Source organism: Planktothrix agardhii, from assembly GCF_904830935.1.
In the GTDB taxonomy this organism is placed as follows: Bacteria; Cyanobacteriota; Cyanobacteriia; order Cyanobacteriales; family Microcoleaceae; genus Planktothrix; species Planktothrix agardhii.
Genome location: NZ_LR882952.1, coordinates 4,728,902 through 4,748,184, shown reverse-complemented (window position 1 = coordinate 4,748,184; position 19,283 = coordinate 4,728,902). Strand labels below are relative to the sequence as shown.

17 protein-coding genes and 1 CRISPR repeat array (1 of these 18 cut by a window edge) are annotated in these 19,283 nt (G+C 39.9%); of the genes, 13 read left to right on the top strand and 4 right to left on the bottom strand.

All coding sequences use genetic code 11. The features are described from left to right. The first annotated feature begins 38 nt into the window (after positions 1-38). Entirely contained in the window at positions 39-338 is a 300-nt protein-coding gene (locus NMG88_RS21680) for a 30S ribosomal protein PSRP-3 (protein ID WP_026787359.1), read from the top strand. A gap of 170 nt (positions 339-508) precedes the next feature. Next, positions 509-1,204 (top strand): Mo-dependent nitrogenase C-terminal domain-containing protein, encoded by a 696-nt coding sequence (locus NMG88_RS21675; protein ID WP_026797434.1) that lies wholly within the window; start codon positions 509-511, stop codon positions 1,202-1,204. 150 nt (positions 1,205-1,354) lie between these two features. On the opposite strand, the gene NMG88_RS21670 is transcribed toward NMG88_RS21675, so the two are convergent. After that, positions 1,355-1,963 carry a cytochrome b/b6 domain-containing protein gene (locus NMG88_RS21670; protein WP_214559005.1) on the bottom strand — a complete coding sequence of 203 codons (609 nt, stop codon included), beginning with the start codon at positions 1,961-1,963 and terminating at the stop codon, positions 1,355-1,357. A 238-nt stretch (positions 1,964-2,201) separates the two neighbouring features. Between NMG88_RS21670 and NMG88_RS21665 the strand changes: the two genes are divergently transcribed. Next, positions 2,202-3,386, top strand: a complete 1,185-nt coding sequence (locus NMG88_RS21665; protein ID WP_042156697.1) for an NAD(P)/FAD-dependent oxidoreductase — start codon at positions 2,202-2,204, stop codon at positions 3,384-3,386. A gap of 449 nt (positions 3,387-3,835) precedes the next feature. Here the strand turns inward: NMG88_RS21665 and hisA are convergent, their stop codons facing one another. Beyond that, on the bottom strand, positions 3,836-4,609 hold the full coding sequence (gene hisA / locus NMG88_RS21660) for a 1-(5-phosphoribosyl)-5-[(5-phosphoribosylamino)methylideneamino]imidazole-4-carboxamide isomerase (RefSeq protein ID WP_235766124.1): 774 nt from the start codon (positions 4,607-4,609) through the stop codon (positions 3,836-3,838). A gap of 141 nt (positions 4,610-4,750) precedes the next feature. On the opposite strand from hisA, the gene NMG88_RS21655 reads away from it, so the two are divergent. Then, positions 4,751-5,308: a Uma2 family endonuclease gene (locus NMG88_RS21655; protein WP_214559003.1), complete on the top strand. Its 558-nt coding sequence runs from the start codon at positions 4,751-4,753 to the stop codon at positions 5,306-5,308. 13 nt (positions 5,309-5,321) lie between these two features. Here the strand turns inward: NMG88_RS21655 and NMG88_RS21650 are convergent, their stop codons facing one another. Next, on the bottom strand, positions 5,322-5,942 hold the full coding sequence (locus NMG88_RS21650) for a Uma2 family endonuclease (RefSeq protein ID WP_254035795.1): 621 nt from the start codon (positions 5,940-5,942) through the stop codon (positions 5,322-5,324). A gap of 520 nt (positions 5,943-6,462) precedes the next feature. Between NMG88_RS21650 and NMG88_RS21645 the strand changes: the two genes are divergently transcribed. Then, positions 6,463-6,759: a hypothetical protein gene (locus NMG88_RS21645; protein ID WP_235752072.1), complete on the top strand. Its 297-nt coding sequence runs from the start codon at positions 6,463-6,465 to the stop codon at positions 6,757-6,759. Between the two features lie 49 nt (positions 6,760-6,808). Here the strand turns inward: NMG88_RS21645 and NMG88_RS21640 are convergent, their stop codons facing one another. Further along, a complete protein-coding gene (locus tag NMG88_RS21640) occupies positions 6,809-7,651 on the bottom strand; it encodes a helix-turn-helix transcriptional regulator (protein WP_235752071.1) in 843 nt (280 codons plus the stop codon). 90 nt (positions 7,652-7,741) lie between these two features. Between NMG88_RS21640 and cas3 the strand changes: the two genes are divergently transcribed. The 8 genes from cas3 (at position 7,742) to cas2 (ending at position 17,844) form a co-directional block, all read left to right on the top strand. Further along, positions 7,742-9,868 (top strand): type I-D CRISPR-associated helicase Cas3', encoded by a 2,127-nt coding sequence (cas3, locus tag NMG88_RS21635; RefSeq protein ID WP_254035794.1) that lies wholly within the window; start codon positions 7,742-7,744, stop codon positions 9,866-9,868. Positions 9,869-9,872: 4 nt separating this feature from the next. After that, positions 9,873-12,833 carry a type I-D CRISPR-associated protein Cas10d/Csc3 gene (cas10d, locus tag NMG88_RS21630; RefSeq protein ID WP_254035793.1) on the top strand — a complete coding sequence of 987 codons (2,961 nt, stop codon included), beginning with the start codon at positions 9,873-9,875 and terminating at the stop codon, positions 12,831-12,833. A 34-nt stretch (positions 12,834-12,867) separates the two neighbouring features. Beyond that, the gene (cas7d, locus tag NMG88_RS21625; protein WP_235757534.1) at positions 12,868-13,875 is read left to right on the top strand and encodes a type I-D CRISPR-associated protein Cas7/Csc2; all 1,008 of its coding nucleotides are present in this window, start codon (positions 12,868-12,870) and stop codon (positions 13,873-13,875) included. Between the two features lie 178 nt (positions 13,876-14,053). Next, a complete protein-coding gene (gene cas5d / locus NMG88_RS21620; protein ID WP_235752068.1) occupies positions 14,054-14,833 on the top strand; it encodes a type I-D CRISPR-associated protein Cas5/Csc1 in 780 nt (259 codons plus the stop codon). Continuing rightward, entirely contained in the window at positions 14,808-15,629 is an 822-nt protein-coding gene (gene cas6, locus NMG88_RS21615) for a CRISPR-associated endoribonuclease Cas6 (protein WP_042156680.1), read from the top strand. Before cas5d ends, cas6 begins: the two co-directional genes overlap by 26 nt. 359 nt (positions 15,630-15,988) lie before the next feature. Continuing rightward, entirely contained in the window at positions 15,989-16,567 is a 579-nt protein-coding gene (cas4, locus tag NMG88_RS21610; RefSeq protein ID WP_235757535.1) for a CRISPR-associated protein Cas4, read from the top strand. A gap of 6 nt (positions 16,568-16,573) precedes the next feature. Beyond that, a complete protein-coding gene (gene cas1d / locus NMG88_RS21605; RefSeq protein WP_042156676.1) occupies positions 16,574-17,551 on the top strand; it encodes a type I-D CRISPR-associated endonuclease Cas1d in 978 nt (325 codons plus the stop codon). Beyond that, entirely contained in the window at positions 17,548-17,844 is a 297-nt protein-coding gene (cas2, locus tag NMG88_RS21600) for a CRISPR-associated endonuclease Cas2 (protein ID WP_026787341.1), read from the top strand. Before cas1d ends, cas2 begins: the two co-directional genes overlap by 4 nt. 336 nt (positions 17,845-18,180) lie before the next feature. Then, a CRISPR array of direct repeats spans positions 18,181-19,283; the repeat unit is 37 nt; unit sequence CTTTCAATTAAAATAATCCTGCTTGCGGGACTGAAAC; it runs 1,834 nt beyond the window's last position.

Below are 19,283 nucleotides of genomic sequence, written 5' to 3'. Positions count from 1 at the left end.
TATTTTTTGTGGGCTTAGGATAGACAAGGGAGGTGTAATTGTCAAGGTTTGTATTAAAAGTTCTCTGGCTAGATGAGAATGTGGCCCTGGCGGTGGATCAAGTGGTAGGTAAGGGAACAAGTCCTTTAACCTCCTACTTTTTCTGGCCCCGCAACGATGCTTGGGAAGAACTGAAAACGGAAATGGAATCCAAACATTGGATTTCTGAACCCGATCAAGTTGAACTGCTGAATAAAGCAACCGAAGTGATCAATTACTGGCAAGAAGAAGGCAGAAATCGCCCGATAAGCGAAGCTCAATCCAAATTTCCTGAAGTTATCTTTACGGGGAGCAGTTGATCTCCTTTACCTTGAGCTTGAGAAATTATTTGATTGTGTGAAATTTCCAACGCCATAGCAAATGCAACGGCGTTGGTCTTGCGTATGGGCAAAATTTGTGAGAGAAATTCTAGTTGCGGTTAGCATGGAAATAATTGGATAGGAGATTTTTCCAGGAAGGGGGAAAACCGATGACTAGCACATCCCAAATTTCATACACCAGGGAACAAAGTCTGGCGTGGATGCGTGGACTTTTAACCATGGCTTGGGCGGATGGAAATTTTGATGAGGAAGAACATCAGTTAATTGATGCGTTAATCCATGATGAATTAGTTGCTGTGACTGATGTTGATAGTTTAGAACCCATTTCACCCCAGGAATTAGGCGCTATTTTAGGAACTAATCCTAAACTAGCAGAAAACTTCCTGAGAACGGCTGTAATGGTGGCTTTAGCCGATGGAATTTACTCTATTTGTGAGGATGATTTATTACATCAATTTTGTCAAGCATTAAACCTCAAAATTGAGGCCGTAGATACATTGCGAAAAACCTTACAAGATTTGTCTCAAATTCAATCGGGGGAGTTACCCCAAATCTGTATTGATCATAACCCCCATGACCATCATCATATTGATGTTCTTTTCCCGGTTAAACATTGGTTAGATGATTTAGAGATTCATGATTCTAAAGTCGCTCATGCTGTCTGTAAATTGATTCCGCCTCAGTGTCCTTTTGAACGAGATTTGATCATATTTGGACGCAAAATTGTTCATATTCCTCCGATGTGCAAATTGAATCCTTTATATGAACAATTCACCGGACTACGCTTCCGGGCGTTGTGTTATTTAGCAGATGAATGTCATGAAGATATCTCTAAATATTGTTAGGTAATAAGTACGGGGATCACTGATTTAAAAGGATTACGCAGATTAACACAGATTAAAATCCGTGAAATCTGAACACGGATTAAACGGATTACGCAGATTAACACAGATTAAAATCCGTGAAATCCGTGAAATCCTCTTAAATCTGTGATCCTATTTATTTAAAACCCGATAAAACCAGTTTCTAACATTTCCCAACCATAATTTAGGATGATCCTGGGGTCTGTAATGAGTATTATACATAGAAATAATTAAGGGTATACCTCCGACTTTAATCGCCATTAAAACATGAATCATAATCGAAAATAAAATTATCACCCAAGCGATTAAATGTGCAAAATACCAGAGGTGATTAAGTTCTCCATTCGGAAGCCAATCTTCTAGTTGAAACTTTCCTGAAATTACCGCCAATGACACTGCAATCAAAGCTAAAGTATTACTGATTCTCAGTAGGGTATACCACCAGGCGGGTTTATTAGTTTGAGTTAATGTTTGCAGGGTATTTCCTTGAATTAACTTTTTTCTTTGGGCTATTAAACTATAAACGAGAAAAACAAGATAAACAAATAACAAGAAAAATCCAAAGGTTCCATGAATATTAATTAAACTGCGTTTTTCTTCCGTTAATCCTAAGCCACCAAAACGCCGATCATAACTATCATAAACTAAAAATCCAGTAATGAAAGCACCCAGAACCAAAAAAGCATTTAAAGCGTGGGAAACTCTCAAAAATAAAGGTTGATAGGGCTGTGACTTAGACATAGTAAGATCCTTATTTGGGTTTATTGTTAAGAAATTATGAATCAATTATGAATCATAATTCTTGCCGTTTGAGTGCAAAAACTGATTTTATTATAAACAATTTTACTTTTGAATTTCCCAGACAAAATAATTAATCTGATTCAACATAGCAAGCACTAAATAGATTGTATAGATAGAGAATTTATTGTATAGTAGACCGTAAGTATACTAAAAATTTTACCGCGATCGCAAAAATTCCATGAATTCTTATGATTGGATTGTAGTTGGGGCTGGAGTTACAGGTTCTGCACTTAGTTATGAATTAGCTAAAAAAGGATTTAAGGTACTTTTGTTAGATCCAAATCCTCTTTTAAACAATGCAACTCGCTATAGCTACGGCGGTTTAGCTTATTGGTCGGGGACAACGGAACTCACCCGAACGTTATGCGAAGAAGGAAAAACATATCACCAGACTTTATCCCAAGAATTAGGGATAAATACGGAGTTAAGAGAATTAGATTTAATTTTACCCTTTAATTTCGATATTGATCCAGAAATTATAGCTGAAAAATATCGCAATTTTGCCACACCCCCTGAGTTAATTACCACTCAAGAAGCCTGTGAATTAGAACCCCTATTAAATCCTAATGGTATCGGTGGAGCCTTTACCGTTCGTCATGGTCAAATTTCCCCAGAACATCTGAATACTGGATATCTTCAAAGCTTTAAAAATTTAGGGGGAACCCAAATTATCGATCAAGTTTTACAGATTAATCCCCGGCAAAATCAAGCCGTTAGTATTAAAACCCGTTTAGGACAATATCTAGCTGAAAATGTGGCAATTTGTGCGGGGGGATTCACTCGTCAGCTATTAAAAAATGCCGGGATTTCCGTTCCGATTTATTTCACTCATACCGAAATTCTGGAAACCCCACCCGTGGATTTAAAATTACAAACCATTGTTATGTCTGCGATGATGGAACGTTTCCAACTCGAAGCCAAAGCCACCCAACCCGAATTAGAACCTTTATGGGAACAACCCGGTCATGAATTAACCCCATTTATGATCGATAAAAGTGCCGCCCAGTTACTCGATGGTCGGATCAGAATCGGTCAACCTTCTCGGGCTTTAAGTGATGTTAATGCGACTGTAAACCTCAGAGAAAGTGAAGATTTAATTCGTCAAGAAATCGCTAAAATTTTACCCGCATTAGCTAATTTACCCGCAATTTGCTATGATTGTTTAGTAGCCTTTAGTTCCGATAGTCTACCCTTAATTGGTACAGTGGCAGATTTTGATCGAATCTTTTTGTTTTCGGGGTTTAGTAATCCTTTAGTGTTTATTCCCCCGTTAGCTAAACGATTCGCCAACTTGATCACAGGACAACCCGATTCCATCATCACACAATTGTCCCCCAGGCGTTTGATCTCAAACACCCGCTAACGGTTGAAAGTTTGATTCAATGGTGGATGATTTTTGAGAATTCTTGCTTTTATTCTCCGGGTGTGTTAACTAATCAATTAAGATCTGTAAACATAAGTCAACTATCGGATCATTAAAAAACTCGTAATTGCCTTTGATATTGATCCTGTGCATCTATCTGACGGTTTTCTATAGCCATCCTCCCTGAAGTCTCACAAGTGACATCGCAACAAAAAGCTTAGAAACTTTTGAGGATCTAAAACTTCATACCTTAAATACCCAATTAAAGCATGAAATTCATCAAAAAAAGCAAGTAGAACAAGCTTTATGTCAACTAAATTTGGAACTAGAACAACGAGTAGAAGAACGCACCGCATATTGCCGATTTTTTTCCGTTTAAATGGCAACAAGAACGGGTTAAAGCCTCGCCGATCTAAACCCGTTCTGTAGAAATATTTCAACCCTAAATCTTAAGCAAAAGTCGAGTTACCAAAATCAGGTGGAACATCTTGCCATCGTCCTTGACCAACAGATTGAATTGCTTCCTTTAAATTAATATCCCCGGTATAGATAGCCCGTCCGACAATTACATCCGTGACCCCTAATGGTTCCAGGGATAATAAACTTAATAAATCCGTAATTGAACTAACTCCCCCAGAAGCAATCACCGGAATTGCAACAATATTGGCAATTTCTCGTAACGCCTCCAGATTCGGCCCCGTTAGGGTTCCGTCCCGGTGAATATCGGTATAAATAATAGCAGCCACCCCTAATTGTGCCATTTGTTCGGCTAAATCCGTCGCTAAAACTTCCGAGGTTTCTAACCATCCTTTTGTCGCAACTTTGCCATTTCTCGCATCAATTCCCACCGCAATATGACCGGGAAATTCTGCACATAACTCCGCAATTAATTTCGGATTTTCAACCGCAACGGTTCCCAAAATTGCCCGTTCTACGCCTAAATTTAAGAGGGTAGCGACTTTTTCTCGATTGCGTAATCCTCCCCCGACTTGCACTGGAATATTAATCGTATTAGCGATCGCTTCAATGACGTGATAATTAATTGGTTGTCCAGTTTTTGCCCCATCTAAATCCACTAAATGTAGACGGGTTGCTCCTTGTTCTACCCAGTCTTGAGCAACCGCAATCGGATCTTCATTAAAAGTTTGAGCTTGGTTATAATCTCCTTGATATAAACGTACACAGCGTCCGTCTAATAAATCAATGGCTGGAATAATATTCATCGGATAGCTTAATAATTGACATTATTAAGTTTCCCACAGGTTCAAACATAAGGCTACACAAAAAAAACCATTTGAAGTAAAATAATCAGTTAATTGAAGCGATCGCCACTTGGAGAGAACTACTCACCCGCAAGGAAAACCATGATTCAAACAACTATTAAAAATCAACTAACTTTTGAGGAATATTTAACCTATGATGACGCCACAGATAACCGCTATGAATTGGAAGATGGAGAATTAATTCCGATGAATCCACCCACATTTCGTCATGCGTTTATCGTTAGTTTTTTAACTGATGTGTTGACGACACAAATTAAACAGCTTAGTTTACCTTGGAAAATATTATCAGGGATTGGAGTTAGAACTTCTGTTAATCGTTCCAGAATTCCTGATCTTTGTGTGATTGACCGAGAGAAAATCTCCAATCTTGATCAATCTGCGGTGATCGAATCCGCCATCATAGCCGTAGAAATTGTCAGTCCTGAATCTCGAACCCGAGATTATCGGTTTAAGCGTTCGGAGTATGGTGTGGTCGGTATTTCTGAATATTGGATTGTTGATCCCACCGAGCAAAAAATAACTATTTTAACCTTAGTGGAGGGATTCTATGAACAGATAGAATTTAGAGGAAATGAAAGAATTGTTTCTCATATATTCCCAGAATTAGTGTTAACGGTGGAACAGGTATTGGAAGCTTGATTAGTTTTTATTTTCATTGTCTTGCCCAATTCCTGATCGCCCGACGTACTGCCAGCTTACCATCAAGACGATATTGCTCAATTATAGTTGGAATTTCTTGCACCCGCAGCATCGGAAATACCGAACTTGTTTCTACTTCTCTATAGGTTTCCTGCTGGAGTTGGTAAATTTTTAATTCGCCGGAATCATAACACCAAATTTCGGGTATTCCCAAGCGAGCATAAATCGGAAAGCGATTTAAAGATTTATGGGTCATATCAATTTCTAAGGCTAAGTCTGGAGGGGGATCTTGATTCAAATTAAACTCTAATCTGCCTCGAATTTTAGCCTCATTCTGAAAATAAAAGCAGTTGTCAGGTTCTATTCCTGCTAAACGCGCTTCCCGTTTCCAAGTTGTTGAACCATAACTTTCATAATTGATGTCTAGTTCTTCAGCAATATCTTGAATAGAAATTCCGATTGCTTCCTTATAATATTCGTGTTTGGGTAAGGGGGTCATAATTTCAAAAGTTCCGTTATCATAGGCAATTCTAGCGGCGCGAGTTTGTCCTAAGTTAATCAGGAGATTTTCAAATTGCTGCCAACTAATATTGTATAAAACAACGCGATCAGCACGATGTTCAGTAAGTTGCATAGGGTTTTCTTAGCAAATTATGAAAGCTATAATTCTAGTATAATCCCGTAGTAAGCCCTTCAGGGCTTTCTTCCATTCCCAGAATTATTGTTAATAGTAGAATAGGTATTGGAAACTAAATAGGTTTTTGTTAATTGAGGGATTTTGAGTGATTTTCAGAAGGTGAGGGTAACAGCAGGTTAAATGACATAGAGGAGTTTAACCCATACGAATAGTTTCAGTCCCTTATAGGGATTTAATTTTATCCATGTCAACCTTAAGCAGCCTGTCTGCTACCCCACGAGGAACAGTATAGCAGAACATCTAAAAAAAGGTATATTCATACGGATTAAATTTGAAGGTATATTCATACGGCTTAAATTCCATAGTTGCTTAAAATCCATTGTTTGTGCTATGGTATCCATATAGCGAAAATGTCCCTGAACTTGCACTTCAGAGACACCTGCTTATATATTCCACTTTGGAAACGGCTGATCTTGGATGTCAGGTCGTTCCCTTCGAGTAAACATTTTCTACCTTTATGAATTATAACCCAAAAAGCTGTCAATTGGAGCTAAACCTCAATAATTGTGATTTTCTAGTTGCTAATCGGTTAACAACTGAGAAAGTACGAGAGTTTCTGGAGATAGTCGCGCAGGAAAAATTATCTGCTCAGGAAATCCGCACTCGTGCCAAAAATGGGAAGTTAGAGGTTGGTTATCCCTATGGAACTTTGCAGATTGTTCCTTCTGAGCAAACAAAATCTGGAAAATTCTGGAAATGGGATATTGTTCTCTCCCCCTATCAATGGAAGACCCCATTTCCACATCCCAACTAATATAAAAGTACGACGGGTGAAAGGAATCTCGCTTCTACCCGTCTAATTGCTAATCATAGTGTTGACAGATAGCCTGCGCTTCTTGCCTCATGCGATCGCGCACACTATCCGGTGCAACAATTTCACAGAGGGAGCGATAGACCAAAATCTCACGGATCAGCCAAAAAGTGTTCGATACCTGACGCACCACTATCAGGATATTACCCTCTCGTTGCTTGCTGAGGTCGTCCTGTTTTGATTCGTAGCTATTCGCCAGTTCCCCCTTAAAGTGTAAGTACACTTTCACAAAATCTAAATCGTCTCGCCATGTCCCCTCCCCGGGCAGGATATTCAGATCCGTAATCCGATCCAGACGCAGGGAACGGTTATGGGCCAGTTCGGGTAAATCCCGGTTGCCCTCGGTTTCCTCGCTCCAGATCTCCAAATATAGCCGTTTTTCCCGAAATACAATTTCGGCATAACGGACGGTAAACATCCAATCTCGCCCTTGGGCATCTCGGTAGAGGAGGCGAAAGGGTTGACGACGGGCAATTTGCTGATCGAGTAACACCCGCCAAGCCGGGAGGGAGTGACTGATCTGTTGGAGAAAGGACTGACGCAGGGGGGAGGCCAGATTTCCCCGTTCCAGGAGCAGGGCCATTAATGCTTGGGCTTCACTAATATAACCGGAATCAATCAGGGCTTTCGTCCCTTGCTCCAAAGACTGTACTTGCACTGAACTTAGGGTAAAGCGATCGCCGACTTCCAATTCTGAACGGGCGATCGCCACTAACAAGCCCGATATACTAGGGCGATCGCCCCATAGAATCTGAAATTTAGCTGCGATCGCTTCTAATTGCTCCTTCGTTCCGGGGGGAATAGACAGTGTAATAGTTTCTTTTTTTCGAGCCATTTTAATTTTATACTTGCATATTTAATAAAGCTGTGCCATAATCGGTCTATTAACAACTATAAACCACCCGTTACTGTTCTAGGGGAAATCGTGAAAATTAGGCTACTTCCTTTATATTCCCAGCAAAACACCGATGTCCAGGGCTGCCCATTGGGATGTCGGGGTGAGTGCAAAGTCAAACAGCAGGCTCCGAACTTTGGTGAAAATCCAGAGGTTTCTTGCCCTTTGTCCGTACACCAGGTGGAAACCTGTGCCGAAGTGCTGCATGGCCCGGCTGAGATTATTTTTAACACCTCAGCCACCGGAGATGGTAAATCCCTGGCGGCTTACTTAGGGGGATTACTTAATCCCAAATTTCGGACAATTGCCCTATATCCAACCATTGAATTAGTCACAGATCAGGAAAAACAAGTTAGAAATTATTGCCAAGATTTTAATTTAGATGGGAGTCGGCGCGTCGATAGTTTGTATGGCGTGGAATTAGCCCGACGGGTAGAAATTGCCGAAAAAAGTAACAAATTTAAGGAATTATCAAAAGTCATTCAACGCAAACCCGTTATTCTGACAAATCCCGATATTTTCCACCTCATTACCCACTTTCGTTATTATAATCCAGGCTTTAATCACACCTGGTTGCCCTCTTTAGTGATAAATCCTGATCTCTATGTTGCCGATGAATTTCATATTTTTGGAGTGCATCAAGAAGCCGCCATTCTTAATAGTTTGCTATTAATTCGTTATAGCCGACCGCGTAAGCGTCCGATGAAGTTTTTATTCACTTCCGCAACCCCGAAACCCAGTTTTATTAACACCCTAGAAAAAGTGGGATTTCAAGTGACTAAAATAGCAGGAAATTATGTTTCAGAACCCACACCCGGATATCGGCAAATTTTGCAGTCAGTCGAACTGGAATTTGTGCAGTTAGATCGAGATTCAGATAGCTTAACCTGGTTGAAAGAACAAGCGGAACTGATCCGAAAACTCCTCACAGTAGAAGGTCAAGGACGAGGATTAATTATTCTCAATTCCGTCGCCCAAGTTAGTCGCACAGTTCGAGAATTACAAGCCATTTTTCCCGAAGATCAAATCAAAGTTCGAGAGATTAGTGGCCGAATTGATCGACAGGAAAGAACGATCACCCAGACCGAGTTAAAAAATGCTGAACAATCGGTTTTAGTAGTAGGAACATCGGCGGTAGATGTGGGGGTGGATTTTAAAATTCATTTGCTAATTTTTGAAGCCAGTGATTCTGCAACTTGTATTCAACGGTTAGGTAGGTTAGGTCGTCATCCTAATTTTTCCAGTTACAATGCTTATATATTACTTCCCGGTCGCGCTCCTTGGATTGAAGCTAGATTAGCTGAAAAATTAACAGAAGGACAAGAAATTGATCGCACAAATTTTAGAGAAATTCTTGAAGATGCTTTTAATCCCCCGACGGAATTTGAGGAATATCGGAGGTATTGGGGGGCCCTACAAGCTCAAGGAATGTTGTTAAAAATGACCGGAGAAAATACGGCGGTGATGGAGCAAATTCATCAGAATATGAGTCAGGATTTAAGACAGGTTTATGGGGAAAAATTAGATAAAAAACGGGGTCATTGGTTTGCCTTAAGTAAAGATTCAACGGGTAAGGCGGTACAGGAAGAATTATTAAGGTTTCGAGGCGGGTCAGATCTACAAGCTGCGGTTTGGGAGGGTTCTCGGTTTTATACCTATGATTTATTGCGGCTTTTACCCTATGCAGAAGTAGAAATTATTGATGCTCAGACTTTTATAGAAGCTGCTCAAAAATTTAACCATCCAGCCACGGAATTTCCCGATAAATATATCCAAGTTTACTTAAAAATAAAACATTGGACAGATCAACGATTTGAGGTGCAGTTAGAATGCGATCGCACCACCGAAGAACTCAGACAATGTACTTTAATTCTATTAGATAAACTTACAATTGTTGGACACCCCCAAGCCGAAGTTGAAAAATGTCTTCGTAAACGCAAATTACTAGCATTTATTGTTTCGGTAAACCGGAATCAAGCCTATAGTCATTGGGAAGTAAGTCGCAAATTGCATCTTAATCCCACCTTTGGATTATATCGTTTAACCGATGTCGATGGTGTTGCCTACGCCTGTGCTTTTAATCAAGATGCCCTGCTTTTAGAAGCGATGAAATGGCGACTTAAACCTTGCGAAACCGCCCAACCTTATATTTTTTAAAATCATGGAAAAACTCACCCTTCTGCAAACCTTACTAATTGAAACCTTACCCGAAGATACTGATCCGATTTTGCGTTCCTATATTGAGACTATTCTCCCAGCAATGGAACGACAATTCTCAGTAATTACGGCTTTAGGGGGTTCCTATAAAAGTCATTTAAACAAATTAGAAAAACAAGGCGATCACCATGCGGAAGAAAAAGCTCAACGGTGGTCAAATAGAGCCGATCAAGGTTTACAGGTTCATGTTCTGAATGCCCTATTAACTGCTTGGAATTTGAGTCAATATTTACCCGATGATTTACAACTTTCCGAGGAAGAAAAACGGCTATTGTGTTTAGGAATAACCTTGCATGATTATAATAAAATTATTCAAGGTCAAACTGAAGCATCTACATCTCCAAAAGCCCATGAAATTCGGCAAATTTTGCAAGTCTGTGAAACCTGGGGAGAAAAACTTAATTTTGATGGGTTTTGGCATCCCTGGCGTGAGTATTTAGTGGATATTGCCTATTTAGCTCAAAATACCCAATTTAAAGTGGGAAGTAATACGTTCATTTCTAATTGGGAAATTGATGATTTTCAGGTACAAATTGAGGATGATCGGCGCTTAGATTTACCCCTGCGTCACTTGTTAGCTTTTGGTGATATTGCAGTGCATTTTAATGATCCAACGGATGTGGCAATCCAAACGGGAGGCGATCGCCTACAAGATCATTTAGACTGGTTAGAAATCGAGAAAAAATTAGTCTACCATCGCCTGCGGGACTGTCGGGGTTTGCTAACTAATCGTATTCATAATGCCGTGGTTAGTTTTGTAGAAAAAATCGGCTGGGAACCCCTATTATATTTTGCCCATGGTACAGTTTATTTAGCCCCTAAAATACCCAAAATTCCCGATTTTATAGCCATTGAAACGGCTATTTGGCAGAATATTATCCAAGGGGACACAGATAAAAATATTCGAGGTTTAGCTGGATATTTTAGTAAGGGTGAAATTGGCTTTGTAAGAGATGGGAAAGGCTTAAAAGTTGCCCCCCAAACTCTGGAATTATTCAGTCCCGCAGACCTAATTCGACAACTTCCCCATGTTGTAGAAGTTAAAGTTGCTAATGATAAAAGTCCCGCAACTCCTAAGCGAATTGAAAAGTTAGACATTCCCCAAGTTGAAAAAGAAAGACTATTAAAAGCGGCGGATTTGCGGGCGGATCGAATTGCGGAATTTGTGATTTTAACTCAAAATCAATTTTTTCCAACCTGTCAGGAATACGCCCCCCAAGTTCTGACCCTGCTGAATTTAGAAACTCAAATTTCCCCAGAAGAAACAGCAATTCAATCTGGGGGGGTTAATTATGGTTGGTATCGAGTTGCTGCTAACTATATGGCTGATCATTTAACCCTAGATTTAGAACAAGTAACCGAATTTTTAACTGTTTTTGCCGATCTCCTGGCAACTTGGGCAGAAGAAAAAGGGTTACTCAAACAAAATAGTAGCCCAACTCGTGAAGCCTTTAGCGATTATTTAGAACAGTATTTAGAGGTTTGGGGGTTAACAGCATTTCCTCATAAATTCCCTAATGAACTAACGGCTTATACCGAGGCAAAAGTTACAAATCAACCGATTTGTTCATTAAGTTCTGGGGAATTTTCCGCAGAGGATCAACTGGATTCCGTGGTGTTATTTAAACCCCAACAATATAGTAATAAAAATGCGTTAGGAGGAGGTAGAATTAAACGAGGAATCTCAAAAATATGGGCTCTGGAAATGTTATTACGGCAGGCTTATTGGTCTGCCCCGGCGGGAAAACTAGAAGACAAACAACCGGTTTTTCTGTATATTTTTCCCGCCTACGTTTACTCACCCCAAACCGCTTTAGCGGTGAAAGTATTAACTAATACTTTAAAAAGAATGAATCTTTGGGATGTTCGTAAACATTGGATTGATGCTAATTTGCAAATTGACGGTTTACAAACCTTAGCTTGGCAAGACCAAGATGAACCCGAAGCAGGAAGATATCCAAAATTAGGTGTTCGCTATTCGGTGCGAGACTTGCCGTTTATGGCAATTAATTACACAACAACCATGGGAAAAACCCTGACGGATGCTTGGGTAGAACCGGCGTTTTTAGCCCTAGCTTTGCCCCGGCTTTTAGGAGTAAAAGTCGTAGCTACCACCAGTCCCGATCCGCTTTATACCAGTGATCAAGAGTTTCTGGAAACAGTGAAATTAGACGGCATTGCTGGGTTTTGGAATCTACTCAGTTTGGATTCATCTATTCGTTTAGATGGCTTAGAAACGGCTTTAGAACGCTTGTTAATTGCCTATAGCATTCACTTAGATAATCGGAGTGCTAAACCCGATGCCCGTTGGCAAGCGTTTAATGGCACGGTGAGGGATTTAGCGACGAATGTTTTGAATATTTTTGCGATCGCTAATGAGGGATTTCGGCGTGATAAACGAGAACCCTATAGCAATGAAATTGATCGCTATTGGCAGTTTGCTCAAATTTGGTCAAAAGGAGATGATGTTATGGAGAAAACCATGCAGTTTACACAAGATTTAGTCGAAAAATATCGCAAGTTCTATCAAGTCGATATCAAAGAGTCCAGTCATTCAATTTTGTTACCCATGACGAAAGCCTTGGAGGTGATTTTATCAAGTCCTAATGATCTTGATCCTCAAGATTTAATCTTTCAAGGGGCTGGACACTTGCGCGATGCTTTGGATCGTCAAGAAGTCTATAAACGTCCCTTGATTAAAGATAAATCTGTGGATTATGCCCAGCGTCAACAACAGGAACTTGAAGCCATTTATGGGTTTATGAAAACCTTTGTTGAGGAGGTTTTTTTGAAGCAATATAAAGGCGATCGCGCCCTGCTTCAAGAAAACCGTAACCGCATCAAAGCGGGGGCGGAATTTGCCTACCGTTGGTTGGCATTACAAGACAAACAACAACAGTCTTAAACCTAAAACTAACACTTTAAAGGAGATAATCACAATGGCAATTCTCGAAACACTTAAACCAGAATTTCAAGCCGCTTTTCCCCGTTTAGCTTCGGGTAAATATATCCATTTTTTAATGGTGCGTCATAGTCAATCTTTCCCCGTTTTTCAGACCGATGGTGTGCTAAATACCGCACGCACTCAAGCGGGATTAACTACAGTTGATTTTCTCAGTCGTTTAGTGATGTTTAAACGCAAACAAATTACCCCAGAACGATTAGCAGGACGGGAATTATTGCGGTCTTTAACCTTAACCAGTGCCACCGAAGGTGCAGAAAATGGTTGTGAATATAATGGTGAAAAATCCTGTAAAAAATGCCCTGATTGTATTCTTTATGGGTTTGCTATTGGTGATAGCGGATCGGAACGTTCTAAAGTATATTCTGATTCGGCTTTTTCTCTGACCCCTTACGAAAATTCTCACCGCAGTTTTACCTTTAATGCTCCCTTTGAAGGAGGAACAATGAGCGAAAAAGGGGTAATGCGAAGTGCAATTAATGAATTAGATCATGTTCTGCCAGAGGTGGCATTTCCGACGGTAGAAACCCTGCGCGATTCAACCTTTGAAGGGTTTATTTATGTGTTAGGTAATTTATTACGAACTCGGCGCTATGGCGCACAGGAATCGCGCACAGGTACGATGACTAATCATATTCTTGGAATTGCTTTTTGTGATGGTGAAATTTTCAGTAATCTGCATTTTACCCAGGCAATTTATGATCAATTAAAGCCAGATATTAATGCTCCGATTAGTGATATTTTGACGAAGGCAACGGAAGTGGCTGATAATTTAATTAAAAAGGAACCCGTGCGGAAAAGTCAGGTAATTTTACGTCCTCAATTGGATGAATTATTAACGGAAGTGAGTGGAATTTATCAGGATGAAACGCGCTTACGGGAAACTTTAACTACTCTGTATCAACAGACGAAAAGTTATGCCGAAACCTATGGTGCTTTAACTACTAAGGAAAAAGGCAAAGGGAAAGGAAAATCTAGTTCTTAATTAGTTGTTGTGCTTTAGCACTCAGTTGTTGTGCTTTAGCACTCAATCTTGGTATTAAATTAAGTTGGAAATTTCCTGTTTTCTTTTAAACCTTTGGGTGCGCTGAAGCGCAACAACTTTTATGAGTGCGCTGAAGCGCAACAACTTTACAACAACTTTAATTTTTGAGGAAAATTGAATGGTTCTTTATCATTGTCATTTGACTTTGCATGATAATGTTTTTTTTGCTAGTCGGGAAATGGGTATTCTTTATGAAACGGAAAAATATTTGCACAATTGGGCATTAAGTTATGCGTTATTTGAAGCGGTTTATATTCCTAAACCCTATCGACTACAGGGGAAAAATGCTCAAAAGCCCGCTTATTTAGATGGCGATCGCGAACAAAATTTACTCCATCTCAATCGAGCCCAAATTTATGTTTTTCCCGCCCAACCTTTGCGCTGTTCCTATCAAATTAATACCTTTAAAGCGGCTCAAGTAAATTACTATGGAATTTCCAAACAATTTGGGGCTACAGGAGCAAATCGTAACTATCCCATTAACTATGGTCGAGCTAAAGAATTAGCCGTAGGTAGCCGATATCAGACTTATATTATTGCACCGCCAGAGGTGAAATTTCCGGCTTGGATACGGTTAGGAAAATGGGCGGCAAAAATTAAAGTAGATGTGACACCAATTCCTGATTCTGGGATTAAAAAAAAATCGGGAGAATATGTCTGTCAACATCCCTTAAATCCCGTAGATTTACCACAATCTTGTCGCTTACTTTTATATAATCGGATTGTTATGCCTCCGGTTAGTTTATTGAGTCAGGCACAATTAATAGGCGAATATTTAGAAATTTTAAAACCGAATCAAGGGCAAGAAATGCCAGAATGGTCACAATTAACCGAGTTATCTTTTCCGATCAATTTACCTTTAGGAGTGGCTTATGGAGCTAATACCATTGCAGTCTGATAAATCTTTTAATTTATATGCGATCATTGTCCAAATAGCCGCTATTAATCGGGATTATTTACCTCCCACTTTAGGACGGGCGATCCATGCTCAGGTTTTGTACTGGTTACAAATGGGCGATCCAAATGCTTCTGAATATGTCCATAATAGTCAGGATTCTCCCATCAGTTTATCTGGTTTAATTGGTCATCGTCGTGGCGATAGAATTCGCTCAGGAGATGAGTTTTATTTTCGGATTGGTTTGTTAAATGGGAGTCTGCTGGAACCCCTATTAAACGGTATTGAACAATGGGGAAGTAAACCCCTAACTTTAGGTAAATTTCCTTTTATTATTAAAGGCATTCATTCCTTACCTGGTACTCATCCTTGGGTGGGTTCGGGGGATTATCAAATGTTAGCAAAACTGCCAAAAAATTCCGATGATATTACCTTAGAGTTTCTTTCCCCCACCAGTTTTAAGCAACAAAAATATGTGCAACTTTTTCCCTCACCAGAATTAGTGTTTTCTAGTTTGATGAAACGATGGAATGCCTTTGCACCGGAAACCCAAAAATTTGAGGCGATCGCTTGGCAAGGTTTTGTTTCTGCCTATAGTTTAGAAACCCATGCTTTAAAGATGGAAAATAACGTAGAAATTGGGGCAAAAGGATGGATTAAATATCGATTTCCTGACCCTCAAGAAGCGAAAATTGCCAACATTCTAGCCCATTTTGCCTTTTTCTCCGCCATCGGTCGTAAAACCGCCCTGGGAATGGGACAAACGAGAATCAGTCATCAGTTATCAGTTGTTAGTTAATAGTTGTTAGTTAATAGTTGATATAGCAATCCTAAATAGGTTGTAACATTTCAATACTGATATGAAACGGCCAGAAGTATTACCCCAGATCCCTCCCCTCCTAGCCCCCCGTGCACGGGGGGTTTGGGGGGGCTGTTCTCTATTCCCTTTTGATCAGGGATTTTAAACACAACTCAAATAGGATTGCTATATCAAGATGCTGATGAAGTCGGAAAAATTCTTTTTGCTATTCTAAAAAAACCAGAATTGGCAATAATGAATCAAGCAAAATCATCCTAGAAAACCAATAACCGTTAAATGTTAACTCTAAAACTGTTAACTCTAAAACTGATAACTCTAAAACTGATAACTGATAACTGATGACTGATTTAACTTTAGCTTATCTCAACGCTTGGGAATATTGCCCCCGTCGATTTTATTTAGAATATCAATTGGGGGAAACAAAGGATAACGAACATATTATTATGGGGCGTTATCTCCATGAAAATATTAATGAAGAAGGAACTACTTTTGAAGGTGATACTATTATTCACCGTCAGCAGTGGGTCTGGAGTGAACAGTTGAAAGTAAGTGGAATTATTGATGCTGTCGAAGAACGGGAGGGTCAACTGATTCCTTTAGAATATAAAAAGGGAAAAATGGCGCAACATCTCAATGATCATTTTCAACTTTGTGCGGCGGCGTTATGTTTAGAAGAACGCACGGGTAAAGTAATTCCCTATGGTGAAATTTTTTATCATGGAAATCGCCGTCGTCAACGGGTTGAATTTACCCCAAAATTACGACAAATGACCCAAGAAGCGATCGCCTTAGCTCACAAAACCGCCATGGGCAAAATCCCTTTACCGATTAACAATTCTAAAAAATGTCAAGCCTGTAGTTTAACAGGAATTTGTCTACCTTTTGAAGTAAAAGAACTGATTCGTCAAGGAGTTTAACTTAAAATGTCTATTCTTTATATTACCCAACCTCAAGCAATTTTAGGTAAAAAATATGAAGCCTTTACCGTTGCAACTCAAGAAGAAAGTGGCAAATGGAATAAACAATCGGTTCCCGCCCAAACCGTCGAACAAGTGGTATTAATGGGCAATCCTCAAGTCACGGGAGATGCCCTCACCTATGCTTTAGAACTGGGAATGCCTGTTCACTATTTAACCAGTTTTGGCAAATATTTAGGCAGTGCTTTACCCGGATATTCTCGGAATGGAGCCCTACGGTTAGCCCAGTTTGAATTATATCAGGATACGGAACGTCGCTTGGAATTAGTTAAAACCATTGTATCGGCTAAAATTCAAAATCAAGCTACGGTTTTATATCGTCAGAAAATTGCTGATACTCCTTTGAAAAATCATAGAAAATTACTGTTTAAAAAAGCTACTTTGGATGAAGTTCGAGGAGTGGAAGGAATTGCGGCAAAAGATTATTTTCGAGAATGGTCAGCGATCTTAAATGAACCTTGGTCTTTTCCAGGTCGCAACCGTCGTCCACCGACCGATCCAGTGAATGCTTTATTGAGTTTTGCCTATGGTTTATTGCGGGTACAGGTAACAGCATCGGTGCATTTAGTGGGACTTGATCCTTATATTGGATATTTGCATGAAGTCAGTCGGGGTCAACCCGCAATGGTGCTGGATTTAATGGAGGAATTTCGTCCTTTGGTGGCGGATAGTTTGGTATTTTCGGTATTAAATAAACGGGAAATTCAGCCGGATGATTTTACCGAAAGTTTGGGTGCTTATCGACTCAAAGATGAGGGACGTAAGCGGTTTTTACAAGCATTTGAACGGAAAATGAATGATGAGTTTAAACATCCAGTTTTTGAGTATCGGTGCACCTATCGACGGGCGATTGAATTACAAGCTCGATTATTAGGACGCTATTTACAGGAAGACTTGGTTTATAAACCTTTGGTATTACGATGAAAAATACGTTATTTTATTTGGTGATTTACGATTTACCCGATAGCAAAGCGGCTAATAAACGGCGCACAAGGTTACATAAATTGTTGTCGGGTTATGGCAAATGGTGTCAGTATAGTGTGTTTGAATGCTTTTTAACAAGTGTTCAGTTTGTGAACTTACAACACCAAATTGAAAAGTTAGTTAAACCTGCTGAAGATTCGGTACGGATTTATGTTTTGGATGCGGGATCTCTGAAACGCACAATTACCTATGGGTCTGAACACCCCCGTCAAGATCAGGCTATTGTCATCTAGTTGAATTGAATAGGATACCGTTGACCCTGTTTCCGTTGGATGCGGGGTTTTTTATTTGAGTTCAGAGGTCTGGGGGCGATCGCAATATCATATAAGATTCCCCTTGACAAGAAAATTGTTTTGGTTTATGATTATTTTCGTGAACCTAAGCGGGGGCGAAAACCTGGGGGGGTTCACGAAAAACGCTAGAACCTTGACAAATCAATAGTTTATACTTTTGAGTCCGGTTAGTTATTGATAATCTGTTGCAATAACGAAGCCTGAAATGAGGCAATTTTTGAGGTTCACGAAAATGGGCTCCAGAATCACCGCCCCATCAGGGTTTCAGACGGCAGACTTTCAATTAAAATAATCCTGCTTGCGGGACTGAAACGCGGTAGCGGTTCCTGGGCGTCGTTAGCGTTCGCGGTTCTTTCAATTAAAATAATCCTGCTTGCGGGACTGAAACAATACTTAGAAGATAAGCCCGTCTATTCAAAAGGATCTAAGAGCTTTCAATTAAAATAATCCTGCTTGCGGGACTGAAACCGGAGTCTGGTAGAAGCCCGAAGGCTCCACACCAGCTTTCAATTAAAATAATCCTGCTTGCGGGACTGAAACAAGCCTAGAATAACGGACGCAGATGACGCATAATGCCTTTCAATTAAAATAATCCTGCTTGCGGGACTGAAACATTGTTCCTGTAGCCGTTGTCATAATGGTAGTCACAGTCGGTGCTTTCAATTAAAATAATCCTGCTTGCGGGACTGAAACACGAAATACTCTGTGACTTCTCCATAGCCTGTCTCATAGCTTTCAATTAAAATAATCCTGCTTGCGGGACTGAAACGATTTCGGGAGGACATCGGAAATTGATTGCTATAGAACTTTCAATTAAAATAATCCTGCTTGCGGGACTGAAACTTTAACCCTTCTACTGCCGATTTTGACAACCTCAACTTTCAATTAAAATAATCCTGCTTGCGGGACTGAAACCCTCAATCTCGCCATATTGAACGCTTTGGACTTGAACTTTCAATTAAAATAATCCTGCTTGCGGGACTGAAACATTCTATATCTTTTGTCCACTGTTGTTTTTTTATGTCGTTTACTTTCAATTAAAATAATCCTGCTTGCGGGACTGAAACTTTACAATTCAGATATGACGAAGAATTAAATATTCTTTCAATTAAAATAATCCTGCTTGCGGGACTGAAACGACGATCCCTAAGAATAGTTCAATAGGTTGTAACAACTTTCAATTAAAATAATCCTGCTTGCGGGACTGAAACGTACATCGGAAGCAAACAAGCTAAAAACACCGATCTTTCAATTAAAATAATCCTGCTTGCGGGACTGAAACAAGAACAGGAATCTACAGTTCGGATAATCCTTTTTTCTTTCAATTAAAATAATCCTGCTTGCGGGACTGAAACCATACGGTACGCAATCCGCAGACA